Here is an 18,875-nt window from a genome sequence, read left to right on the forward strand (position 1 = left end):
ATCCTCTTCACACAACGCATTTTCGCGTTACGCTGCTTATCTAACGTTTACGTAATGCTGACAAAAGTTTCTAAATTAAGCCTTGCGCCCTGAGCCATAACCGTGCGTTAATGACTCGTCGGTTTGATAAATCATTATCTCCAGCCAGTAGTCCACTAAAGTCTCTCTCATCTCTAAGTACCTCGATAGTTACTTCTTTTTGGGTCTCTTTACACGCTGATAAATAATGCTTCAGACCATTGCCGCCTAAAAAGGCCTATAAAACAAAAGGGTAACAAACATGTCTAATAAAATGACTGGTATCGTAAAATGGTTCAACGCTGAGAAAGGCTTTGGCTTCATCACTCCTAAAGATGGCAGCAAAGATGTATTCGTACACTTCTCTGCAATCCAGAGCGATAACTACCGCACTCTTGATGAAAATCAGGAAGTTGAATTCACCATTGAAAATGGTGCGAAAGGCCCAGCCGCTGCTAACGTAGTGCCGCGCTAAGGACGATTTTATTACGAACCATATCCATTTCCGCTGCCCGTGCTGTCACGGGTCGCAATACAGAGTCTCCAATTTTGACGTGACTGAGAAAAACCCGGCCGGTGCCAAATGTATTTTTTGCAAATCAGCAATGATGACATTTGATAATATCGCCGCGATTATGCAGTCAAACCACGTTACGATGGGATTCCGTAAATAATAAAAAGGCCAGTTTACTGGCCTTTTTTTATGCCTCTTTTTTACTCCCCGACTAACATAATCATTTTTACCGAGCGGTTGCTGGTTAATTGCCAGGTCATCTGCCGGTAGTGCAGCTCTCCGCGCTGTGCATGCATAAACACCCGCTCGCCGCCTTCGCGCACCACCACTTGCTGGCGCGACCAGAAGGTGCGAAACAGCTCGCTTTCACTACGCAAACTCTCAACAAAACTATTCAGGGCCTGATCGTGCGGATAGTGCATCGCATCGGCGCGCAGCTCCGCCACAATGCGGCTGGCGCGCGGATCCCAGTCGACCACCAGCGTGCGCGCCAGCGGATGACGGAACATAAAACTCATCATATTCGGCTGCGGATCGCTGTCCAGCCAGCCGCTGAAAAGCGCTTCGGCTGCCTTATTCCACGCCAGCATCGTCCAGGTTAAATCGAGCAGATAGCAGGGGCACGCCATCTGCTGCACCGAGGCCAGCACCTCTTTTTCCACCGTCACCACGTGCTCTTCCTGCGGATCGTTCTGCCGCGCCAGATGGAAGAGGTAATTTCGCTCGGTTGGCTTCATTCTCAACACGTTGGCGATATTCGACAGGGTTTGCGGCGAGACAACGATATCGCGCCCCTGCTCAATCCAGGTATACCAGGTCGTGCTGATGCCGCTGAGCTGCGCCACTTCTTCCCGCCGTAAACCTCGCGTGCGCCGCCGCCCCTGCGCGGGCAGGCCAATATCCGCAGGCAGGGTGTTTTCCCGCTGGGATCGTAAGAACTCGCCCAGCGCTTTTGGCCCGGCAAACAGAGTATTTTCCATGCGTGGTACCCGTTAATACCAGTATAAGTAGCCATATTGTACCCCTATAAAAAGGGTCGTACAGTCGCAACTGAGCCGGTTTGTCGTCACCCATCACGAAAAGGAAAAAGAGCATGGCCGTAAATCATCATCAGTTAACGCAGCAGCAGTTTGGCGATCGGGCGCAGGCCTATTTAAGCAGCCAGGTACATTCGCAGGGGGAGGATTTAGAGCGCCTGGCGCAGTGGCTGGGTGAAAACCCGGCGGCGTCGGTGCTGGATTTAGGCTGCGGCGCAGGGCATGCCAGTTTTGTTGCCGCAGGCGTGGTGCGCGATGTCACCGCGTATGACTTATCAGAGAAGATGCTGACCGTTGTGCGCCAGGCCGCCAGCGATCGGCAGTTGAGCAACCTGCGCACCGTTCACGGCGCGGCAGAAGCGCTGCCCTTTGCTGAAGGCGAATTTGATGTGGTGATAAGCCGCTACTCGGCGCACCACTGGCACGATGTGCCGCAGGCGTTACGTGAAGTGCAGCGCGTGCTGAAACCCGGTGGCAAATTTATCCTGATGGATATCACCTCGCCGGGCCGTCCGGTGCTGGATATCTGGCTGCAAACCATAGAAGTGCTGCGCGATCCCTCCCATGTTCGCAACTACTCGCCGGGGGAGTGGTTGCAGATGACGCAGCAAAACGGCCTGCTGGTGGAGAAGCTGGTCACCGGCCGCCTGGCGCTGGAGTACACCTCCTGGGTTGAGCGTATGCAAACCCCGGAGGTGCTGCGCGCGGCGATCCGTTATCTGCAACAGACCACCTCGGATGAGGTGAAAAGCCATTTCGCTCTCGACGAGCAGGGCAGTTTCACCTCCGATACCCTGATGTTTCAGGCGCAAAACATTAACGCGGGATAATCTTTTCCTGCTTCAGGCGGTCAAACAGTGCAAAGAAGGAGTCCGGCGTTGAGCGGTAGCCGGTGAAGCCTGCTTTGCGGCTTTTGCTCATATCCGTGAAGGCTTCCATCGGGCGACCGAGGTCGGCATCCGTGTGCCACCAGGAAGCCAGTTTGCTGATATCCGCCTCGCGAAGCTGATACTTTTCGGCGATCTCCGTCCAGGCTGCCTGCGCCTCCTGCATGCGGTTTTCCAGCGGCATCATGCTTGCCGGGTAGGCCGCCGCTTCAATACCGAAATAGGCTGCCAGCTTCGGCCACAGCCAGTTCCAGCGGAACACGTCGCCATTCACCGCGTTGAAATCTTCGTTCGCCGCCTGCTCGCTCTGTGCCGCCCAGCTCAGCTGCTCGGCCAGCAAACCGGCATCGGTAACATCCGCCAGCCCGTTCCACTGCTCGGGTGAGCCGGGGAAGATAAACGGCCAGCCTTTTTCACGGCACAGCGTGGCGTAGACGGCGAGCGTCTGGCCCATATTCATCGCATTGCCGAGGGCATAGCCGATGATGGTGTGCGGGCGATGGACGCTCCAGCGGTAACCATATTTTTCTGCGCCAGCAAAGAGTTCATCTTCCTGCGCGTAATAGAAGTTCTCCACTGGCTGGCGACCCTGCTCCTCGCGGAACGGCGTGACCGGCACCGCGCCTTTACCGTAAGCTTCGAAGGGGCCAAGGTAGTGTTTCAGGCCGGTAACCAGCGCCACGTGGCTGCCGTTAAGCCGCTCGCCGAGCGCCTCAATCACGTTTTTGACGATGGCGCCGTTAACGCGGATATTGGCCTGCTCATTCTCCTGGCGCGACCAGACGCTGAAGAAAAGCGCATCAACCTGCACCTCTTTCAGCGCCTCGTTAACCGCCGCCGCATCTGTCAGATCGGCGGTCAGGCTTTCGCACCCGTCCGGGATTGCACCTCGGCCGCGCGACAGGCCGCTGACCTGCCACCCTTCGCCTTTAAGTTGTTCTGCCAGCGCGCGACCAATCACGCCACTAATACCGACTATCAATGCACGTTTTTGCATAGGGGGCTCCTTTTCTTTATCAGCTTTAAAGCCTAATAGAGAATTTAATTCTTATCTCTGCTATTAATTCACATCATTCATAACCTCAATTCAGTAATGTCATGAGCGATCAACGCCTGAAAGATATCGTCCCCTTTGTCGCCAGCGTCGAAGAGGGAAGTTTTGCCGCGGCCGCAGAGCGCCTGCATCTGACCGGCTCGGCAATCAGCAAAAGCATCAGCCGGCTGGAAGCGCGCCTCGGCTCGCGTTTGCTGGAGCGCACCACCCGCCGCCTGACGCTGACGGATGCCGGGCAGGCCTATTTTCAGACCTGCATTCGCATCCTTGAAGAGCTGGCGGAAGCCGAATCGGTGCTGGCGGCGCACCGCTCTATTCCCTCTGGCCGCCTGCGGCTGGCGGTGCCGACCACCTACGGGCGGCTCGGCGTGATGCCCGTGCTGATCCCCTTTTGCCAGCAGCACCCGGAGATTGATCTCAGCATCACCTTCTCCGACCGCTTTGTGGATCTCTTTGATGAGGGGATTGATGTGGCGGTGCGCATTGGCCTGGGCGGCGATCTGCCTGTGTCGATTGGTCACCGGCAGCTTGGGCGGGAAAAGATGGTCTTTTGCGCTTCGCCGGACTATCTGCGCCGGGAAGGCACGCCGCAAAACGAGGCGCAGTTGCTCCGCCACCGGGCGATCCTCTATGAACGCGTCGATGGCAGCAGCAAACCCTGGCTATTGCTGACGGAAGATGGGCACCCGGAGTGGCGCAACGTGCCTTACCGCATGACGCTGGGCGATGTGGATGCGCAGCGCCACGCGCTCTGCGCCGGGCTGGGCGTCGGGCAGATGCCTACCTGGCTGGTGCATCAGCAGTTAGCGCGCGGTGAGCTGGTCATCCTGCTGCCGCACCAGCAGCCGGATGGGTTGCCGCTCAGCCTGGTCTGGCCGCGGCGTAAACAGCTGCTGCCAAAAGTCGATGCTCTGTTAAGCGCGCTTGAACAATTAGTTATCGCGCCGCCGCTTGCTCTTGACCCATGACAAGGCGGAGGAGGGCGCTCTCTTTTTATAATCAGCGCCGTTTCCCTTCTCACTGGTGTGGATCTATGGCTTACCAACTCAACCTCAACTGGCCGGAATTTCTTGAGAAGTACTGGCAGAAGCAACCTGTGGTGCTGAAAGGCGCATTTACCAATTTTGTCGACCCGATTTCGCCCGATGAACTGGCAGGCCTGGCGATGGAGCCGGAGATCGACAGCCGCATTGTCAGCCACGTCAACGGCCAGTGGCAGGCGTGGAATGGCCCCTTCGAGACGTTCGATCATTTAGGCGAACGCGACTGGTCCCTGCTGGCACAGGCGGTTAACCACTGGCATGCGCCCTCCGCCGAGCTGGTGGAGCCGTTTCGCGTGCTGCCCGCCTGGCGCTTTGATGATCTGATGATCTCCTACTCCGTGCCGGGCGGCGGCGTTGGCCCGCATATCGACCAGTACGACGTCTTTATTATTCAGGGGATGGGCAGCCGCCGCTGGCGCGTGGGCGATAAGCTGCCGATGCGCCAGTTCTGCCCGCATCCGGCGCTGCTGCATGTCGATCCTTTCCAGCCCATCATTGATGAAGAGCTTGCCCCGGGCGATATCCTCTACATCCCACCCGGTTTTCCGCACGATGGCTTTACGCATGAGACTGCTTTCAACTACTCGATTGGTTTTCGTGGGCCGAACGGCCGCGATCTGATCAGCAGCTTTGCGGATTACGCGCTGGAAAACGATCTTGGCGGCGAACACTACAGCGATCCGGATCTCACCTGCCGTGAACATACTGGCCGGGTTGAGGAGTACGAGCTGGAGCGCGTGCGCAATATGATGGTCTCGATGATCAACGATCCTGAGCACTTCACCCGCTGGTTTGGCAGCTTTATTACCACGCCGCGTCATGAACTGGATGTTGCACCGGAGCCGGATGATTACCCGGTCGATGAGGTGATCGGCGCACTGAAAGAGGGGCAGAGGTTAACGCGTCTCAGCGGGCTGCGCGCCCTGCGCGTCGGTGATCGTTTCTTTATCAATAGCGAATGTCTGGAGACCGCCGAGCCGCAAGCCGCCGATGCATTGTGTCGTTACACCACCATTGGCGTGCAGGAGTTGGGCAGCGCGCTGGATAACCCGGCCTTTGCCGACGAGCTGACCTGGCTGGTCAATCAGGGTTACTGGTATTTCGAGGATTAATCACGCAGTTACGCGTAGGCCGGATAAGCGCAGCGCCATCCGGCATTTTGCCCGTGTGCAGTTGCCGGATGGCGGCTTTCAGCCTTATCCGGCCTACATTCCAGACAGTTACGCGTAGGTCAGATAAGCACATTTCACGCAGCCACGCCCAGGCCGGATAAGCGCAGCGCCATCCGGCAATTTACCGTTGTGCAGGTGCCGGATGGCGGCTTACAGCCTTATCCGGCCTACATTCCAGACAGTTACGCGTAGGTCAGATAAGCACATTTCACGCAGCCACGCCCAGGCCGGATAAGCGCAGCGCCATCCGGCAATTTACCGTTGTGCAGGTGCCGGATGGCGGCTTTCAGCCTTATCCGGCCTACATTCCAGGCGGTTACGCGTAGGTCAGATAAGCACATTTCACGCAGTTACGCGTAGGCCGGATAAGCGCAGCGCCATCCGGCATTTTGCCGTTGTGCAGGTGCCGGATGTCGGTTTACAGCCTTATCCGGCCTACACTTATCTGGCGACAATAAAACGCTTCTCATCGTCGATAAACGTCTTCTCCTCCGCAGGCGCGAGGATGGCACCAAAATTCATCTCGGCGCGTAACGTCCAGCTCTCGGGAATATTCCACGTTGCGCGCACATCGGCATCAATCAACAGGTGATAATGCTGCAAATTCGCGCCAATCTTTTTCTCCGCCAGCGCCAGCCAAACCGCGTATTGCGCAATGCCGCTGCTCTGCTCTGACCAAACGGGAAAATGCTCGGCATAGGCAATGTACTGGCGCTGCAGGTGGCTTACCTCCTCCTGATCCTCAAAAAAGAGCACCGTGCCGGCCGCCGCGCTGAAGCCATCGAGCTTATCGGCGGTGGCGTGAAAACTCTCCGCCGGGATCACATTGCGCATCTGCGCGCGCACCAGTTCCCAGAAGCGTTCATGCTCATGATCGAGCAGGATCAGCGCGCGTGAGGTTTGCGAATGAAACGCCGAAGGTGCCTGGCGGATCGCCTCCTTGATCGTGGCGATCGCCTCTTCGTGCGATACCGGCAGATCTTTCCCCAGCGCGTAGATCGAGCGGCGCGCCTTCGCCAGCGCGAGGAACATCTCCACGGGCGGAACGAGGGTCTGTACGTTGAATACCGTTTCCAGCAACGCTTGCGGCGCTACGGCGGGCGGAACCACCTCTGTACGGGCGATAGTCGACTTCAATATTTGCTGAAACGGATCCATAAACAGCGCTCCTGTTCTGAGCAGTAACGGGGAAAGTAGCAAAGTTATCTCAACACATGCCGATAAGATTCCATTCAGCAAACAGATGAAAGAAAGCGCGGCATTTTACGCCGCCCTCCGTGCGCGCTCAGTGAAAAGTTTAACGGAGTCATTTGCCGTCAGCTATTATTATCCGTCGCGGCGAACGGAGCCGTTTGCCCGGCAAAAAAGCCGCCTCTGACGCTTTTTTTTACGCAAATCTGTGGCGAGCCATCTTCTCTTTCATCCTGCATTTGTGCAGTGTAGAGCGATGGCAAGTATTTATGAAGTCAATGATTCACCCCTTCATCACCTTCTCCAGCTGTTATTGAGCGCATAGTGGGTCATGCGGAACCAATGAAATGAATAATGATAAAAAAGAGCACGATCACAGGGATGAAGAGATCAGGCATCTGTTTGAATTATTAAATAATAATTCGGACTGGGTCTGGGAAGTGGATGCACAAGGGCGTTACACCTGGTCGTCAGACGTGGTGACGGATCTCCTGGGTGTTTCCCCGGAAGAGGTGATTGGCAAAACGCCTTTCGATTTTATGCCGCCTGGCGAAGCCGAGCGCGTCGCCGGGGCATTTGGTGCCATCGTGGCGGAAAAGCGCGCCTTTTCCGGGCTGGTCAACCGCAACCAGCGCGCCGATGGCGGCATTGTGGTGCTGGAGACCAGCGGCGTTCCGCTTTTTGATGAGCAGGGCGAGCTGCGCGGTTATCGCGGTATCGACAGAAATATCTCCAACCTCGGCGAACGTGTGCTGCAACTGGAGACCATTTACGACACCACCGCCGTGGCGCTCTGCATGATCGACAGCCGCGGGCATCTGGTGATGTTCAATAAAGCGATGGCGAAACTGCTCGGCGACAGTGCGCCAAAAGATACCCATTGCCATTTTCAGCAGCTGATGCCGGCGTTCTGGCCCTTCTTCGTTGCCGATTTTGCCTTAGCCAAAGCGGGTGGCGTGCCGCCATCGCGTGAGCTGAGCTGGCATGAGCGCAGTTACGATATCCAGGCAGTACCGGTGCGCGACGCGATGGACATTGTGGTCGGATTGTCGGTTACCTGGGTCGATATTACCGAGCGTCGCCTGGCGGAGCAGAAGCTGGCAAACGCCAATAAGGTGTTGCAGCAGTATGCCCAGCACGATCACCTGACCGGGCTGTTTAACCGCCGCTATATGGATGAGCGCCTGTTGCAGGAGATTAACCGCGCGCTGCAGGAGGGGTTCCCGCTCTCGGTCTGCCTGGCAGATATCGACTATTTCAAATACTACAACGACTCGCAGGGCCACCAGGCGGGGGATGACTGCCTGCGGCTGGTGGCCACTACGCTGACCTCGGCGCGGCTGCGCAGCAACAACAATGTCAGCCGCTACGGCGGGGAGGAGTTTTTGATTATCCTGCCCGGCACCAGCCTCGCGCAGGCGATGCGCGTCGCCGAAGGGGTGCGGCATGATATTAGCGCCCTCAGGCGTCCGCACGCCGCCAGCCCGACCGGCTTTTTGACCATCAGCATCGGCGTTGCGACCCTGCAAGGCGATCTCCTGCCTGTTGATGAAAAACCGCTGCATATGATTGCCAGCGGGTTAATTCACCGGGCGGATACCGCGCTCTACGCTGCGAAAAAGCAGGGCCGCAATCAGGTGGTCTCTGCCAGAGATATGCCGACCACTTCTCAGGGCGCTTGACGGCGCTCTGTTACGACAGAGCCTGCTGCCAGTCGGCAATCAGATCCGCTTCATCCTCAATTCCCACCGATAGACGGATCAATTGTGGAGTGATGCCGTTCGCCAGCCGCTGTTCGAGCGGAATGGAGGCGTGAGTCATGCTGAAAGGCTGGCTCACTAGGCTCTCTACGCCGCCGAGGCTCTCTGCCAGCGTAAACAGCTTCAGCTTCTGGATGATCTGCGTCGCGCGCGGGTCATCCCCTTTCACCACCACCGAGATCATGCCGCCCGGCAGCGCCATCTGTTTGCGCGCCAGCTGATAGTGTGGGTGCGACTCCAGCCACGGAAACCACACCTTTTCAACCTGTGGATGCTGCTCCAGCCAGCGGGCCAGCGCCAGCGCGTTACTGCTGTGGCGCTCAACGCGCAGGGACAAGGTGCGGATACCGCGCAGGGTCAGGAAACTGCTGAAGGGATCAAGCACGCCGCCGACCGCGTTCTGCAAATAGCCCAGCTTCTCCGCAAGCGCCGGGTTATCGCCCACTACCGCGAGGCCTGCGACCACATCGGAGTGCCCGTTAAGATATTTGGTGGCGGAGTGCACCACAATGTCGAACCCTAGTTCCAGCGGGCGATGGATCACCGGCGAGGCAAAGGTGTTATCCGCCACGCTCAGCACGTTATGGCGTCTGGCGATGGCCGCAACCTGTTGCAGATCGACCAGCTTCAGCAGCGGGTTGGTCGGCGTCTCGACCCAAATCATCCGCGTTTGTGGGCGGATTGCCGCTTCCAGCCCGGCCAGATCGTCCGGCTTCACCCAGCTCACCTCAAGCCCGGCGCTACGCCGCCGCACGTTTTCGATCAGGCGATAAGTACCACCGTAAACATCATCAATCGCCACGATATGGCTGCCGCTATCCAGCAGCTCCAGCACCGTGGAGATCGCCGCCAGCCCGGAAGCAAAAGCGTAGCCGCGCGTTCCGCCCTCCAGCTCGGCAATCGCCGTTTCCAGCGTGTGGCGGGTGGGGTTGCCGCTGCGCGAGTACTCATAGCCGGTATGCTGCCCCGGCGCGGGTTGCGCGAAGGTGGAGGTGGCGTAAATCGGCGGCATCACCGCGCCGTGTTGGTCGTGAAAAACGCCGCTGTGGACGCTCTGCGTAGCCAGTAATTTCATCTCGTGTTCCTTATTGTTCCAGTCGATTACGCCAGGTTGTTAAGACATCGCTGCGGGTTATCAGGCCGACAAAGCGGCCGTTATCGGTGATCACCACCACCAGACCGCGGTCGAAAATGTCACGCATGGCGCTTTCCGGGGCGTGTTTATCCAGCACTTCCAGATTGCGGGTCATCGCCGCCTTCACCGGCAGGGCGAAACGCTCGCTGTCGCCCTGCACATGGCTTATCAAATCCCACTCATCAACCAGCCCGACAAGCTGGCCGTTTTCCAGCACCGGGAGCTGCGAAATGTCATACAGCCGCATGCGCGCCAGCACCGTTGCAAGGCTGTCGTCGGGCGAGGCGGTCACCGTTGCCCCTTCGTCATGGCGAAGCGCAATAAAGTCCGTCAGATCGCCCTGCGACGGGCGCGTCAGCAAACCCTGCTGGCGCATCCAGTCATCGTTAAACATTTTTGAGAGGTATTTATTGCCGCTGTCGCAGGCAAAGGTGACGACCCGCTTCGGCGAAGTTTGCGCCTGGCAGTAGCGCAGCGCCGCGCTCAGCAGCGTGCCGGTAGAAGAGCCAGCGAGAATGCCTTCCTGTTGCAGCAGCAGGCGCGCGGTGGCAAAGGCCTCTTTATCGCTAATGCGAAACGCCTGGCGCACGCCGTCGAGCTGCGCCAGCGGCGGGATAAAGTCTTCGCCGATCCCCTCAACCAGCCACGCGCCGGGTTCGCCGTAGCGCCCCGTTTCCACCTGGTCGGCGAGGATCGAGCCTGCCGGATCGGCGAGCACAAATTCGGTGTCGGGAGAGTGTTCGGCAAACCATGCCTGCAACCCGCCGAGCGTCCCGCCGGAGCCGACGCCCACCACAATGGCATCGATTTTCCCCTCCAGCTGCGCGAAGAGTTCCGGCGCGGTAGAGGTGGCGTGCGCCAGCGGGTTAGCAGCGTTATTAAACTGGTCGATATAGAACGCACCGGGGGTCTCGTCGGCGAGACGGCGTGCATAATCCTGGTAATAGGCCGGATGGCCTTTATTCACATCGGAGCGGGTGATCACCACCTTCGCCCCCAGCGCGCGCAGGTGGAAAATCTTCTCGCGGCTCATTTTGTCGGGCACCACCAGCACCAGCGAGTAGCCCTTTTGCGCGGCGATCAGCGCCAGCCCCAGGCCGGTATTGCCCGCCGTGGCTTCGATAATCGTTCCGCCCGGTGCCAGTACGCCTTGCCGCTCGGCTTCGTTGACCATTGATAGCGCGACGCGGTCTTTTATTGAGCCGCCGGGGTTCTGGTTTTCCAGTTTTAAAAACAGTTCGCACGGCCCGGTCGGTAATTTGTGCAGTTGCAGCAGCGGTGTATTACCAATTAATTCAGTTACTGAATGAAAAAGTGACATAACCCATTTGCTCGCTAATCAGGGAAGTGAGCGGATGATAGGTCTCTCTTTTTACGCGTTTAAAGAATCTTTGTTTGGTATTTAGAACGAATGGAAATATAAAGCACTGTTTAGCCATCGGGGCGGCAAGCCGTGCAGTCGTCTGGATGGATGTATCGCTAAAACTGCGCTTTTTAAACGCTTTTTCTCCCTTTTTCTTCACTCTTTCGCCGCTGTTATGCGTTTTTCGGCAATCTTATACTGAATAAATTCTTAGTTTGCGACGCCGCGTTATAACGCTTTTAGCGCTTTCTGCTATATCTAATGTCTATTTGGTTATTTGTATTATAACGCTGGCTGATTATTATCATCTGGACATCCATACTGCTAAACCGCCAAACGGAAAATACCAACGCATGATCGTCCTCAGGAATATCTCCAAGATCTTCGACCAGGGAAAGGCATCGATTACCGCCGTCGACAACGTCAATCTGACGGTTGAGCAGGGGCAAATTTATGGAATTATCGGTTACAGCGGTGCGGGAAAAAGTACGCTGATCCGCTTACTCAACGGGCTGGAAAAGCCGACCAACGGCAGCGTGGTGATTAACGGCCAGGATATTGCTGCCGCACGCGGCGAAGCCCTGCGCCAGGCGCGTCTGAAGATCAGCATGGTCTTTCAGCACTTCAACCTTTTATGGTCGCGCACGGTGAGCGAGAACATCGCCTTTTCCATGCAGATCGCCGGTGCGCCGAAGAAAGCGATCAACGCGCGCGTTGCCGAGTTGATTGAGCTGGTGGGGCTGAAAGGGCGTGAAAATGCCTATCCGTCGCAGCTGAGCGGCGGGCAGAAACAGCGTGTCGGCATTGCCCGCGCGCTGGCAAACAACCCCGATGTATTACTCTGCGATGAAGCCACCTCGGCGCTCGACCCGCAAACCACCGATCAGATCCTCGACCTGCTGCTTGATATCAATCGCCGCTTTAAGCTGACGATTGTGCTGATCACCCATGAAATGCACGTGGTGCGCAAGATTTGCGACCGCGTCGCGGTGATGGAAGAGGGCAGAGTGGTGGAAGAGGGCGATGTATTGCAGGTCTTTACCCATCCGCAGCAGCCGATCACTAAGCAGTTTGTGCGCCAGGTGAGCCAGTATAAAGAAGAGGAAACCTTCAACCCGGATCTGAACAGCGATCTCGACGGCACGGTGATTAAGCTCACCTTTACCGGCCACAGCACCCATCAGCCGATTGTCGGCGAACTGACGCTGCGCTACGGCCTGCCGTTTAACATTCTGCACGGCAAGATGTCGCAAACCGCGCATGGCGTATTTGGGCAATTATGGGTGCACGTGGTGGCAACTCCGGAACAACTGAACAACATTCTTACCGATCTCGGCAAGAGCAACATTGAGAGCGAGGTCGTGACCCATGGCTGAATCACTTTTTCCGCACCTGAAATGGGAGCAACTCTGGGCGGCAACGCAGGAGACGCTCTATATGACGGCGCTCTCGGGCGCGGCAACCTTCGTGCTGGGCATTCTGCTTGGGCTGGCGCTGTTTCTCACCGCGCGCGGCGGGCTGTTCCAGAACCGCGCGCTCTATAGCGTCATCTCGATTCTGGTAAACGTCTTCCGCTCGATTCCGTTCATCATTTTGATTGTGCTGTTAATCCCCTTTACCAAGGCGATTGTCGGCTCGATTCTCGGTGCTAACGCGGCGCTACCGGCGCTGATTGTCGGCGCGGCACCGTTCTATGCGCGGCTGGTGGAGATTGCGCTGCGCGAAGTGGATAAAGGGGTCATTGAGGCGACGCGCTCAATGGGCGCGCGTCTCAGCACCTTAGTCTTTCGGGTGCTGCTTCCCGAATCATCGCCTGCGCTGGTCTCCGGTATTACCGTGACGCTGATTGCGCTGGTGAGCTACAGCGCCATGGCCGGGGTGATCGGCGCAGGTGGCCTGGGCAATCTTGCTTATCTGGAAGGATTCCAGCGGAACCATAACGACGTCACGCTGGTGGCGACGGTGACCATTCTTATCATCGTCTTCATCATCCAGTTCTGCGGCGACGTGATTACCTCTCTGTTAGATAAACGATAACTATTGGAAACCAACAACATGAAAAAGACACTGACACTGATTGCCGCAGCCACCCTCAGCGTGCTGAGTTTCTCCTCCTGGGCCGATACGCTGACCGTTGGTGCGTCTAACGTACCGCACGCGGAAATCCTTGAGCAGGCGAAGCCGATTCTGGCGAAGCAGGGCATCGATCTGGAGATCAAACCGTTCCAGGATTACATCCTGCCGAACACCGCGCTGGCGGGTCGTGAAATCGATGCCAACTACTTCCAGCACATCCCGTACCTGAACAGCGTGCTGAAAGATCACGCTGGCGATAAAACCTATGATTTCGTTAGCGCCGGTGCGATTCATATTGAGCCGATTGGTATCTATTCCAAAAAATACAAGTCGCTGAAAGATCTGCCGGAAGGCGGCAAAATCATCATGCGTGACGCGGTCTCTGAAGAGGGGCGTATTCTCTCTATCTTTGAAAAAGAGGGCGTCATCAAGCTGAAGCCGGGCATCGATAAAGTGACGGCGCGCATTGACGATATCGTTGAGAACCCGAAAAAACTGAAGTTCCTGCCGAACGTTGAAGCGGCGCTGCTGCCGCAGATGTACAACAACGATGAAGGCGACGCGGTGGTGATCAACGCCAACTACGCGATTGATGCCGGTCTCGACCCGGTTCACGATCCGATTGCCGTCGAGAGCGGTGAAAATAACCCGTATGCCAACATCATTACCGTGCATCGCGGCGACGAGAAGAAGAAAGATATCGTGGCGCTGGTGAACGTGCTGCACTCAAAAGAGATTCAGGATTGGATCCGTACCAAATACAAAGGCGCGGTTATTCCGGTAAACAACTAATCTCCCTGATGCGCGGTCGCCCTGGCCGCGCATCTCTGCCTCCTCGATCGCCCCGTACAATTCCCTGTGATTAATCTCACCAATTTTAAACATCCCTGATAAACCTTTTTAACAATGCTCTACTATTGCCCGGTTCAGCCATCGTGGGGGTAGAGATGAAAGATGTGGTGATTGTCGGCGCTGTGCGCACGCCAATCGGCTGTTTTCAGGGGGCGCTGTCGCGTCACTCTGCCGTTGAGCTGGGCAGCGCGGTGGTGCAGGCGTTACTGACGCGCAGCGGCGTGCAGCCGCAGGATATCGATGAAGTGATTCTGGGCCAGGTGCTGACCGCCGGGGCCGGGCAGAACCCGGCGCGCCAGTCGGCGATCAAAGGCGGGCTGCCGAATACCGTTTCTGCGATCACCATCAACGACGTGTGCGGCTCCGGGCTGAAAGCACTGCATCTCGCCTCGCAGGCGATCCAGTGCGGCGAAGCCGACGTGGTGATTGCCGGTGGCCAGGAGAACATGAGCCGCGCGCCGCATGTGTTAACCGATAGCCGCACCGGCGCGCAGCTTGGCAACAGCCAGCTTATCGACAGCCTGGTGCATGATGGGCTATGGGATGCATTCAATGATTACCATATGGGCGTCACGGCGGAGAACCTGGCGCGGGAATATGGCATCAGCCGCGAGCGCCAGGATGAGTGGGCGCTCAGTTCGCAACATAAAGCGCGGATGGCTATCGACTCTGGCCGTTTTCGCGACGAGATCGTCCCTGTGCAGACGCAGAGCGCCGACGGCAAGCGCGTGCTGGTCGATACCGATGAGCAGCCGCGCACCGATGCCAGTGCTGAAGCGCTGGCGCAGCTCAGCCCGGCTTTTGAAACCAGCGGCTCGGTGACGGCCGGTAACGCATCGCCGATTAACGATGGCGCAGCGGCGGTGCTGATGATGAGCGCGGAACGCGCAGAGGCGCTCAACTTACCGGTGCTGGCGCGCATTCGCGCCTTTGCAAGCGTGGGCGTTGACCCGGCGCTGATGGGCATTGCGCCGGTTTACGCCATGCGCCGTTGCCTTGAGCGCGCGGGCTGGCAGCTGGATGATGTCGACCTGATTGAAGCCAACGAGGCTTATGCCGCGCAGGCGCTGTCGGTGGGCAAAATCCTTGAGTGGGATGAGAAGCGCGTTAACGTCAACGGCGGCGCGATTGCGCTCGGTCATCCGATTGGGGCTTCCGGCTGCCGCATTTTGGTGTCGCTGGTGCATGAGATGCAAAAGCGCAAGGCGCGCAAAGGGCTGGCAACACTCTGTATTGGCGGTGGCCAGGGCGTCGCGCTGGCGATCGAGCGTGACTAATCCTGGTTGCTGATAATAACGTCCTCGTCCTGAGGACGTTATTATTTGTGATCCCTCTCGCAGCTTCCGTTTCAATAAAAATAAAACCTTCTCTTTCCTGCCTTAAGAATCAAAGTAATCGCTAAAAATAGCATTATCCCCTGCGTGACCATTTTATTTTCAACTGATAAGCCTGCTTATTAATTTTGCGTGCATTGTCTTGTCGCCCTCTGCGCGTTATTTAATTGGGTTTATGTAAAGCTCGATAATAAGCGTGCGGTGTGATCTTAAACGCTTTTTTTACCCCTAAAGGGCAACTTTTATTGATGCTCGTCACGCGCTTTTACTTCGCTATTTTCTAGAGAAATATTTACGATCCAGATCACTAAAATAAAGTTACTATAAAAATAAAATGCAATTCCATAAAAATGAAACGTAATTTTAATTGTTGAGGTTGCTCATGTTTAAGAAAACTCTGGCCCTTGCTACTCTCCTTGGCGCATCCTTCGCTTCGTACGCTGTTACCGTCGATCTGCGTCATGAATACATTGACAGCGGCTCCAACGCCGATCGCGTAGCCGTGTCGCATCGCTTTGATAATGGACTGGGTTTTGGCGTTGAAGCGAAATGGAAATCAGGTGGTGATGATGCTGATAAACCGTTAACGGAGATTGTCGGCAACGGTCATGAAGAGTCGATCAACTGGCGCTGGGCTGCCACCAAGAATATTGCGTTAACACCAGGCTTTAATATTGAAAGTAAAGATACCTTCTCGATCTATAAACCCTATATTCATGCGCAATACAGTTTTGATAACGGCGTCTATATTGCCGGCCGTTACCGCTATGAATATACCCGTAACCCGGATTCCAACGTGGTCGATAACAAAGTCAATAAATTCGATGCGTGGGTGGGCTGGGCAATGGGCGACTTCCGCACCGAGCTGAACTACGTATATGCCAAGAGCACGGAAGATGTGGTGCGTGAAAATAATAAAAACTACTCCAACGAATATAATGCCAAGCTGGCGTACAAACTTGATAAAAACTGGTCACCGTATGTCGAAATCGGCAACGTGGGCGTGAAAAATACCGACGAACGCCAGACCCGTTTCCGTTTGGGTGTCGCTTACTCTTTCTGAGTCTCTGAATATTTTCAAACACCCGGTGCCTGGCGCCGGGTTTTTTATGCCCATCATTCTTCGCGCCGCGCGTGATTTACGCGTTACGGGATCAATGCCGGAGAACGGAATCATGTAGGCCGGATAAGGCATCGCCGCCATCCGGCATGATTGCCGCACAGTTTATTGCCGGATGGCGCTGGCGCTTATCCGGCCTACGGGATCGATGCCGGAGAACGGAATCATGTAGGCCGGATAAGGCATCGCCGCCATCCGGCATGATTGCCGCCGAGTTTGTTGCCGGATGCGCTGGCGCTTATCCGGCCTACGGGATCAATGCCGGAGAATGGAATCATGTAGGCCGGATAAGGCGTAGCCGCCATCCGGCATGATTACCGCCGAGTTTATTGCCGGATGGCGCTTCCGCTTATCCGGCCTACGGGTTCGATGCCGGAGAACGGAATCATGTAGGCCGGATAAGGCATCGCCGCCATCCGGCATGATTACCGCAGAGTTTATTGCCGGATGGCGCTCACGCTTATCCGGCCTACGGGATCAGTGCCGGAGAATAGAATCATGTAGGCCGGATAAGGCATCGCCGCCATCCGGCGTGATTACCGCAGAGTTTATTGCCGGATGGCGCTTACGCTTATCCGGCCTACGGGTTCGATGCCGAAGTGTGGAATCATGTAGGCCGGATAAGGCATCGCCGCTATCCGGCATGATTGCCGCAGAGTTTGTTGCCGGATGGCGCTTACGCTTATCCGGCCTACGGGATCAGTGCCGGAGAATGGAATCATGTAGGCCGGATAAGGCATCGCCGCCATCCGGCATGATTACCGCAGAGTTTATTGCTGGATGGCGCTCACGCTTATCCGGCCTACGGGTTCGATGCCGGAAAATAGCACGCAAAAAAAGGCCCTCCATAGGAGGGCAAGGCCAGTTACAGAAACACTCACTCAAATTCAGGGTTGCAGCAGGGTGCGCTGCTCGGGCAGTTTGGCGATATAGAGCGCCGGTTTGCCGTCTTTATCGGAACTGAACAGCACTGCGCTGTCATCCGGGGTAAAAGAGGGATGCGGATGCGTGACCTGGCGGCTGTTGGCAAAGGTCGCCCAGGAGGTGTCATGGCGTGCGACGCGGTAATACCCTTTCTGCGCCACATCGAACACATAGAGATAGGGGTCGTTATCAATGGTGTAGCCGCCGGTATCCTTCACATCTACCGGCGTGCCGGAGCCGTCACCAACCAGCAGCGTACCGTCAAAGTTGCTCATCAAATGCGAGCAGGCCGGCATCGGCATAATCTCTTCATTGACGCCACTCTCCGGGTTGTAGCGCGAAATGGTGCGCCCCTGTTCGCCTTTCAGATAGGAGACATAGACCAGCGCCGAACCGTTCGGCACCCAGAACTCATGGGTGCAGCTCTCACCTTCGGCATGATCCTTAACTTTGCGCACGTTGCTGCCATCTTCATTCACCAGCCACATCCGTGCATCGACCAAATCGTGCGGGCCTTCATGGCAAAACGCCACGGTATTGTCATCAAACGGGCGGTAAATCGGGTGACCAAGCCAGATCTTCTCTTCATGGATCACCTTGCTTTCGCCTGTCTGTAAATCAACGCGCAGCAGGCGGCAGTGTGGCCCTTTATGGAAGAAGTCATGGAACAGCTGCCAGTCGTTGAGCGGTGTCCAGTCGCTGGCGGCAATCTCAATCCCCACCAGTTTGGTGCAGTCGCTGTTGGCGACCCAGGTACCGTAACCTACCCACTCTTCGGGCACGCGGTAGATCTCGCGTTCAGCCAGCGTGTGCAGGTTAACTTCGCGCAGGGTGCGATCGTTTTTCACGTAGTAGAGCGCGCTGTCGTCCGGTGAGAGAAAGCCGCCAAAGGTGTTATCGCCCGCGCCTTCGGTTAACTGCACCGCTTCGGCATTCTCAATGTCCAGCAGATAGTAGTTCCAGTTGCCGTCAAACTCGCCGGCAAACAGCAGGTGGCTGCCATCGTTAAAGAAGCACTTTTGGTAGAAGTAGTTGCGGTGACACGTCACCTCCGGAGGGGTTAAGCGGGTCACTTCCGCGCCGGTATCCGGATCGCGGCTCACTGCATAGTTGAGTTTTACCCGCATGCCTTTCGCCATTTTTCTCTCCTGTAGAGGGGCCGGCCGCCATGTTGCGTCCCCGCATGACCCCATATCTGCTTAAGTTTAAAAATAGGATTTCAATTTATCAAAACGACGTTTCAATATGTGTGATTGCGGGCGCAATTTATAAGAAAATTATTACGAAAGGGCATAAAAGCGATTGTGATATCACAGCCGTGAATAATGGGCTTTGATTTTAAACGAGAAAGTTTGCTGCGGCTGTCAAATCTCAAAGCTGGATTTAACTAATTGA

Annotated in this window: 17 protein-coding genes; 11 read left to right on the forward strand and 6 right to left on the reverse strand. The window is 56.3% G+C overall.

Annotated features, from left to right (window positions below; all coding sequences use genetic code 11):
- Positions 1 to 280 precede the first annotated feature (280 nt).
- Together cspA and N7V53_RS17585 are read left to right on the forward strand one after the other, a co-directional pair.
- On the forward strand, positions 281 to 493 hold the full coding sequence (gene cspA, locus N7V53_RS17580; protein WP_023480861.1) for an RNA chaperone/antiterminator CspA: 213 nt from the start codon (positions 281 to 283) through the stop codon (positions 491 to 493).
- 10 nt (positions 494 to 503) lie between these two features.
- On the forward strand, positions 504 to 692 hold the full coding sequence (locus N7V53_RS17585; RefSeq protein WP_071789549.1) for a cold-shock protein: 189 nt from the start codon (positions 504 to 506) through the stop codon (positions 690 to 692).
- A gap of 40 nt (positions 693 to 732) precedes the next feature.
- On the opposite strand, the gene N7V53_RS17590 is transcribed toward N7V53_RS17585, so the two are convergent.
- Complete coding sequence (locus tag N7V53_RS17590; protein ID WP_279794277.1) at positions 733 to 1,512, reverse strand: helix-turn-helix transcriptional regulator; 780 nt, start codon at positions 1,510 to 1,512, stop codon at positions 733 to 735.
- Between the two features lie 113 nt (positions 1,513 to 1,625).
- Between N7V53_RS17590 and N7V53_RS17595 the strand changes: the two genes are divergently transcribed.
- Positions 1,626 to 2,399 (forward strand): methyltransferase domain-containing protein, encoded by a 774-nt coding sequence (locus N7V53_RS17595; protein ID WP_279794278.1) that lies wholly within the window; start codon positions 1,626 to 1,628, stop codon positions 2,397 to 2,399.
- Here the strand turns inward: N7V53_RS17595 and N7V53_RS17600 are convergent.
- Positions 2,386 to 3,453, reverse strand: coding sequence for an SDR family oxidoreductase (locus tag N7V53_RS17600; protein ID WP_279794279.1), 1,068 nt, complete (start codon positions 3,451 to 3,453; stop codon positions 2,386 to 2,388). The two genes, N7V53_RS17595 and N7V53_RS17600, sit on opposite strands and share 14 nt — an antisense overlap.
- 101 nt (positions 3,454 to 3,554) lie before the next feature.
- On the opposite strand from N7V53_RS17600, the gene N7V53_RS17605 reads away from it, so the two are divergent.
- Both N7V53_RS17605 and N7V53_RS17610 read left to right on the forward strand, forming a co-directional pair.
- On the forward strand, positions 3,555 to 4,478 hold the full coding sequence (locus N7V53_RS17605; protein ID WP_279794280.1) for a LysR family transcriptional regulator: 924 nt from the start codon (positions 3,555 to 3,557) through the stop codon (positions 4,476 to 4,478).
- 65 nt (positions 4,479 to 4,543) lie between these two features.
- Positions 4,544 to 5,665: a cupin domain-containing protein gene (locus tag N7V53_RS17610; protein ID WP_279794281.1), complete on the forward strand. Its 1,122-nt coding sequence runs from the start codon at positions 4,544 to 4,546 to the stop codon at positions 5,663 to 5,665.
- 501 nt (positions 5,666 to 6,166) lie between these two features.
- Here the strand turns inward: N7V53_RS17610 and N7V53_RS17615 are convergent.
- The gene (locus tag N7V53_RS17615) at positions 6,167 to 6,883 is read right to left on the reverse strand and encodes a nitroreductase family protein (RefSeq protein ID WP_124967355.1); all 717 of its coding nucleotides are present in this window, start codon (positions 6,881 to 6,883) and stop codon (positions 6,167 to 6,169) included.
- Between the two features lie 380 nt (positions 6,884 to 7,263).
- On the opposite strand from N7V53_RS17615, the gene N7V53_RS17620 reads away from it, so the two are divergent.
- On the forward strand, positions 7,264 to 8,598 hold the full coding sequence (locus N7V53_RS17620; protein WP_279794282.1) for a diguanylate cyclase: 1,335 nt from the start codon (positions 7,264 to 7,266) through the stop codon (positions 8,596 to 8,598).
- A 10-nt stretch (positions 8,599 to 8,608) separates the two neighbouring features.
- Here the strand turns inward: N7V53_RS17620 and N7V53_RS17625 are convergent, their stop codons facing one another.
- Positions 8,609 to 9,751 (reverse strand): PLP-dependent aspartate aminotransferase family protein, encoded by a 1,143-nt coding sequence (locus N7V53_RS17625; RefSeq protein ID WP_200135174.1) that lies wholly within the window; start codon positions 9,749 to 9,751, stop codon positions 8,609 to 8,611.
- A gap of 10 nt (positions 9,752 to 9,761) precedes the next feature.
- Positions 9,762 to 11,132 (reverse strand): pyridoxal-phosphate dependent enzyme, encoded by a 1,371-nt coding sequence (locus N7V53_RS17630; RefSeq protein ID WP_279794283.1) that lies wholly within the window; start codon positions 11,130 to 11,132, stop codon positions 9,762 to 9,764.
- 395 nt (positions 11,133 to 11,527) lie between these two features.
- On the opposite strand from N7V53_RS17630, the gene N7V53_RS17635 reads away from it, so the two are divergent.
- The 5 genes from N7V53_RS17635 to N7V53_RS17655 all read left to right on the forward strand — a co-directional run bounded on the left by N7V53_RS17635 (position 11,528) and on the right by N7V53_RS17655 (position 16,499).
- Positions 11,528 to 12,550 carry an ATP-binding cassette domain-containing protein gene (locus tag N7V53_RS17635; protein WP_094421954.1) on the forward strand — a complete coding sequence of 341 codons (1,023 nt, stop codon included), beginning with the start codon at positions 11,528 to 11,530 and terminating at the stop codon, positions 12,548 to 12,550.
- Positions 12,543 to 13,211, forward strand: a complete 669-nt coding sequence (locus N7V53_RS17640; protein ID WP_023480933.1) for a methionine ABC transporter permease — start codon at positions 12,543 to 12,545, stop codon at positions 13,209 to 13,211. The genes N7V53_RS17635 and N7V53_RS17640 overlap by 8 nt, the downstream gene beginning before the upstream one ends.
- Positions 13,212 to 13,229: 18 nt before the next feature.
- A complete protein-coding gene (locus N7V53_RS17645) occupies positions 13,230 to 14,042 on the forward strand; it encodes a MetQ/NlpA family ABC transporter substrate-binding protein (RefSeq protein ID WP_023481046.1) in 813 nt (270 codons plus the stop codon).
- A 155-nt stretch (positions 14,043 to 14,197) separates the two neighbouring features.
- The gene (locus N7V53_RS17650; RefSeq protein WP_023480881.1) at positions 14,198 to 15,379 is read left to right on the forward strand and encodes an acetyl-CoA C-acetyltransferase; all 1,182 of its coding nucleotides are present in this window, start codon (positions 14,198 to 14,200) and stop codon (positions 15,377 to 15,379) included.
- A 439-nt stretch (positions 15,380 to 15,818) separates the two neighbouring features.
- Positions 15,819 to 16,499, forward strand: coding sequence for an oligogalacturonate-specific porin KdgM family protein (locus N7V53_RS17655; RefSeq protein WP_023480788.1), 681 nt, complete (start codon positions 15,819 to 15,821; stop codon positions 16,497 to 16,499).
- A gap of 944 nt (positions 16,500 to 17,443) precedes the next feature.
- On the opposite strand, the gene N7V53_RS17660 is transcribed toward N7V53_RS17655, so the two are convergent.
- A complete protein-coding gene (locus tag N7V53_RS17660) occupies positions 17,444 to 18,619 on the reverse strand; it encodes an oligogalacturonate lyase family protein (RefSeq protein WP_094421950.1) in 1,176 nt (391 codons plus the stop codon).
- Positions 18,620 to 18,875 lie beyond the last annotated feature (256 nt).

It is taken from the genome of Kosakonia sp. HypNH10 (assembly GCF_029850615.1).
Lineage (GTDB): Bacteria > Pseudomonadota > Gammaproteobacteria > Enterobacterales > Enterobacteriaceae > Kosakonia > Kosakonia cowanii.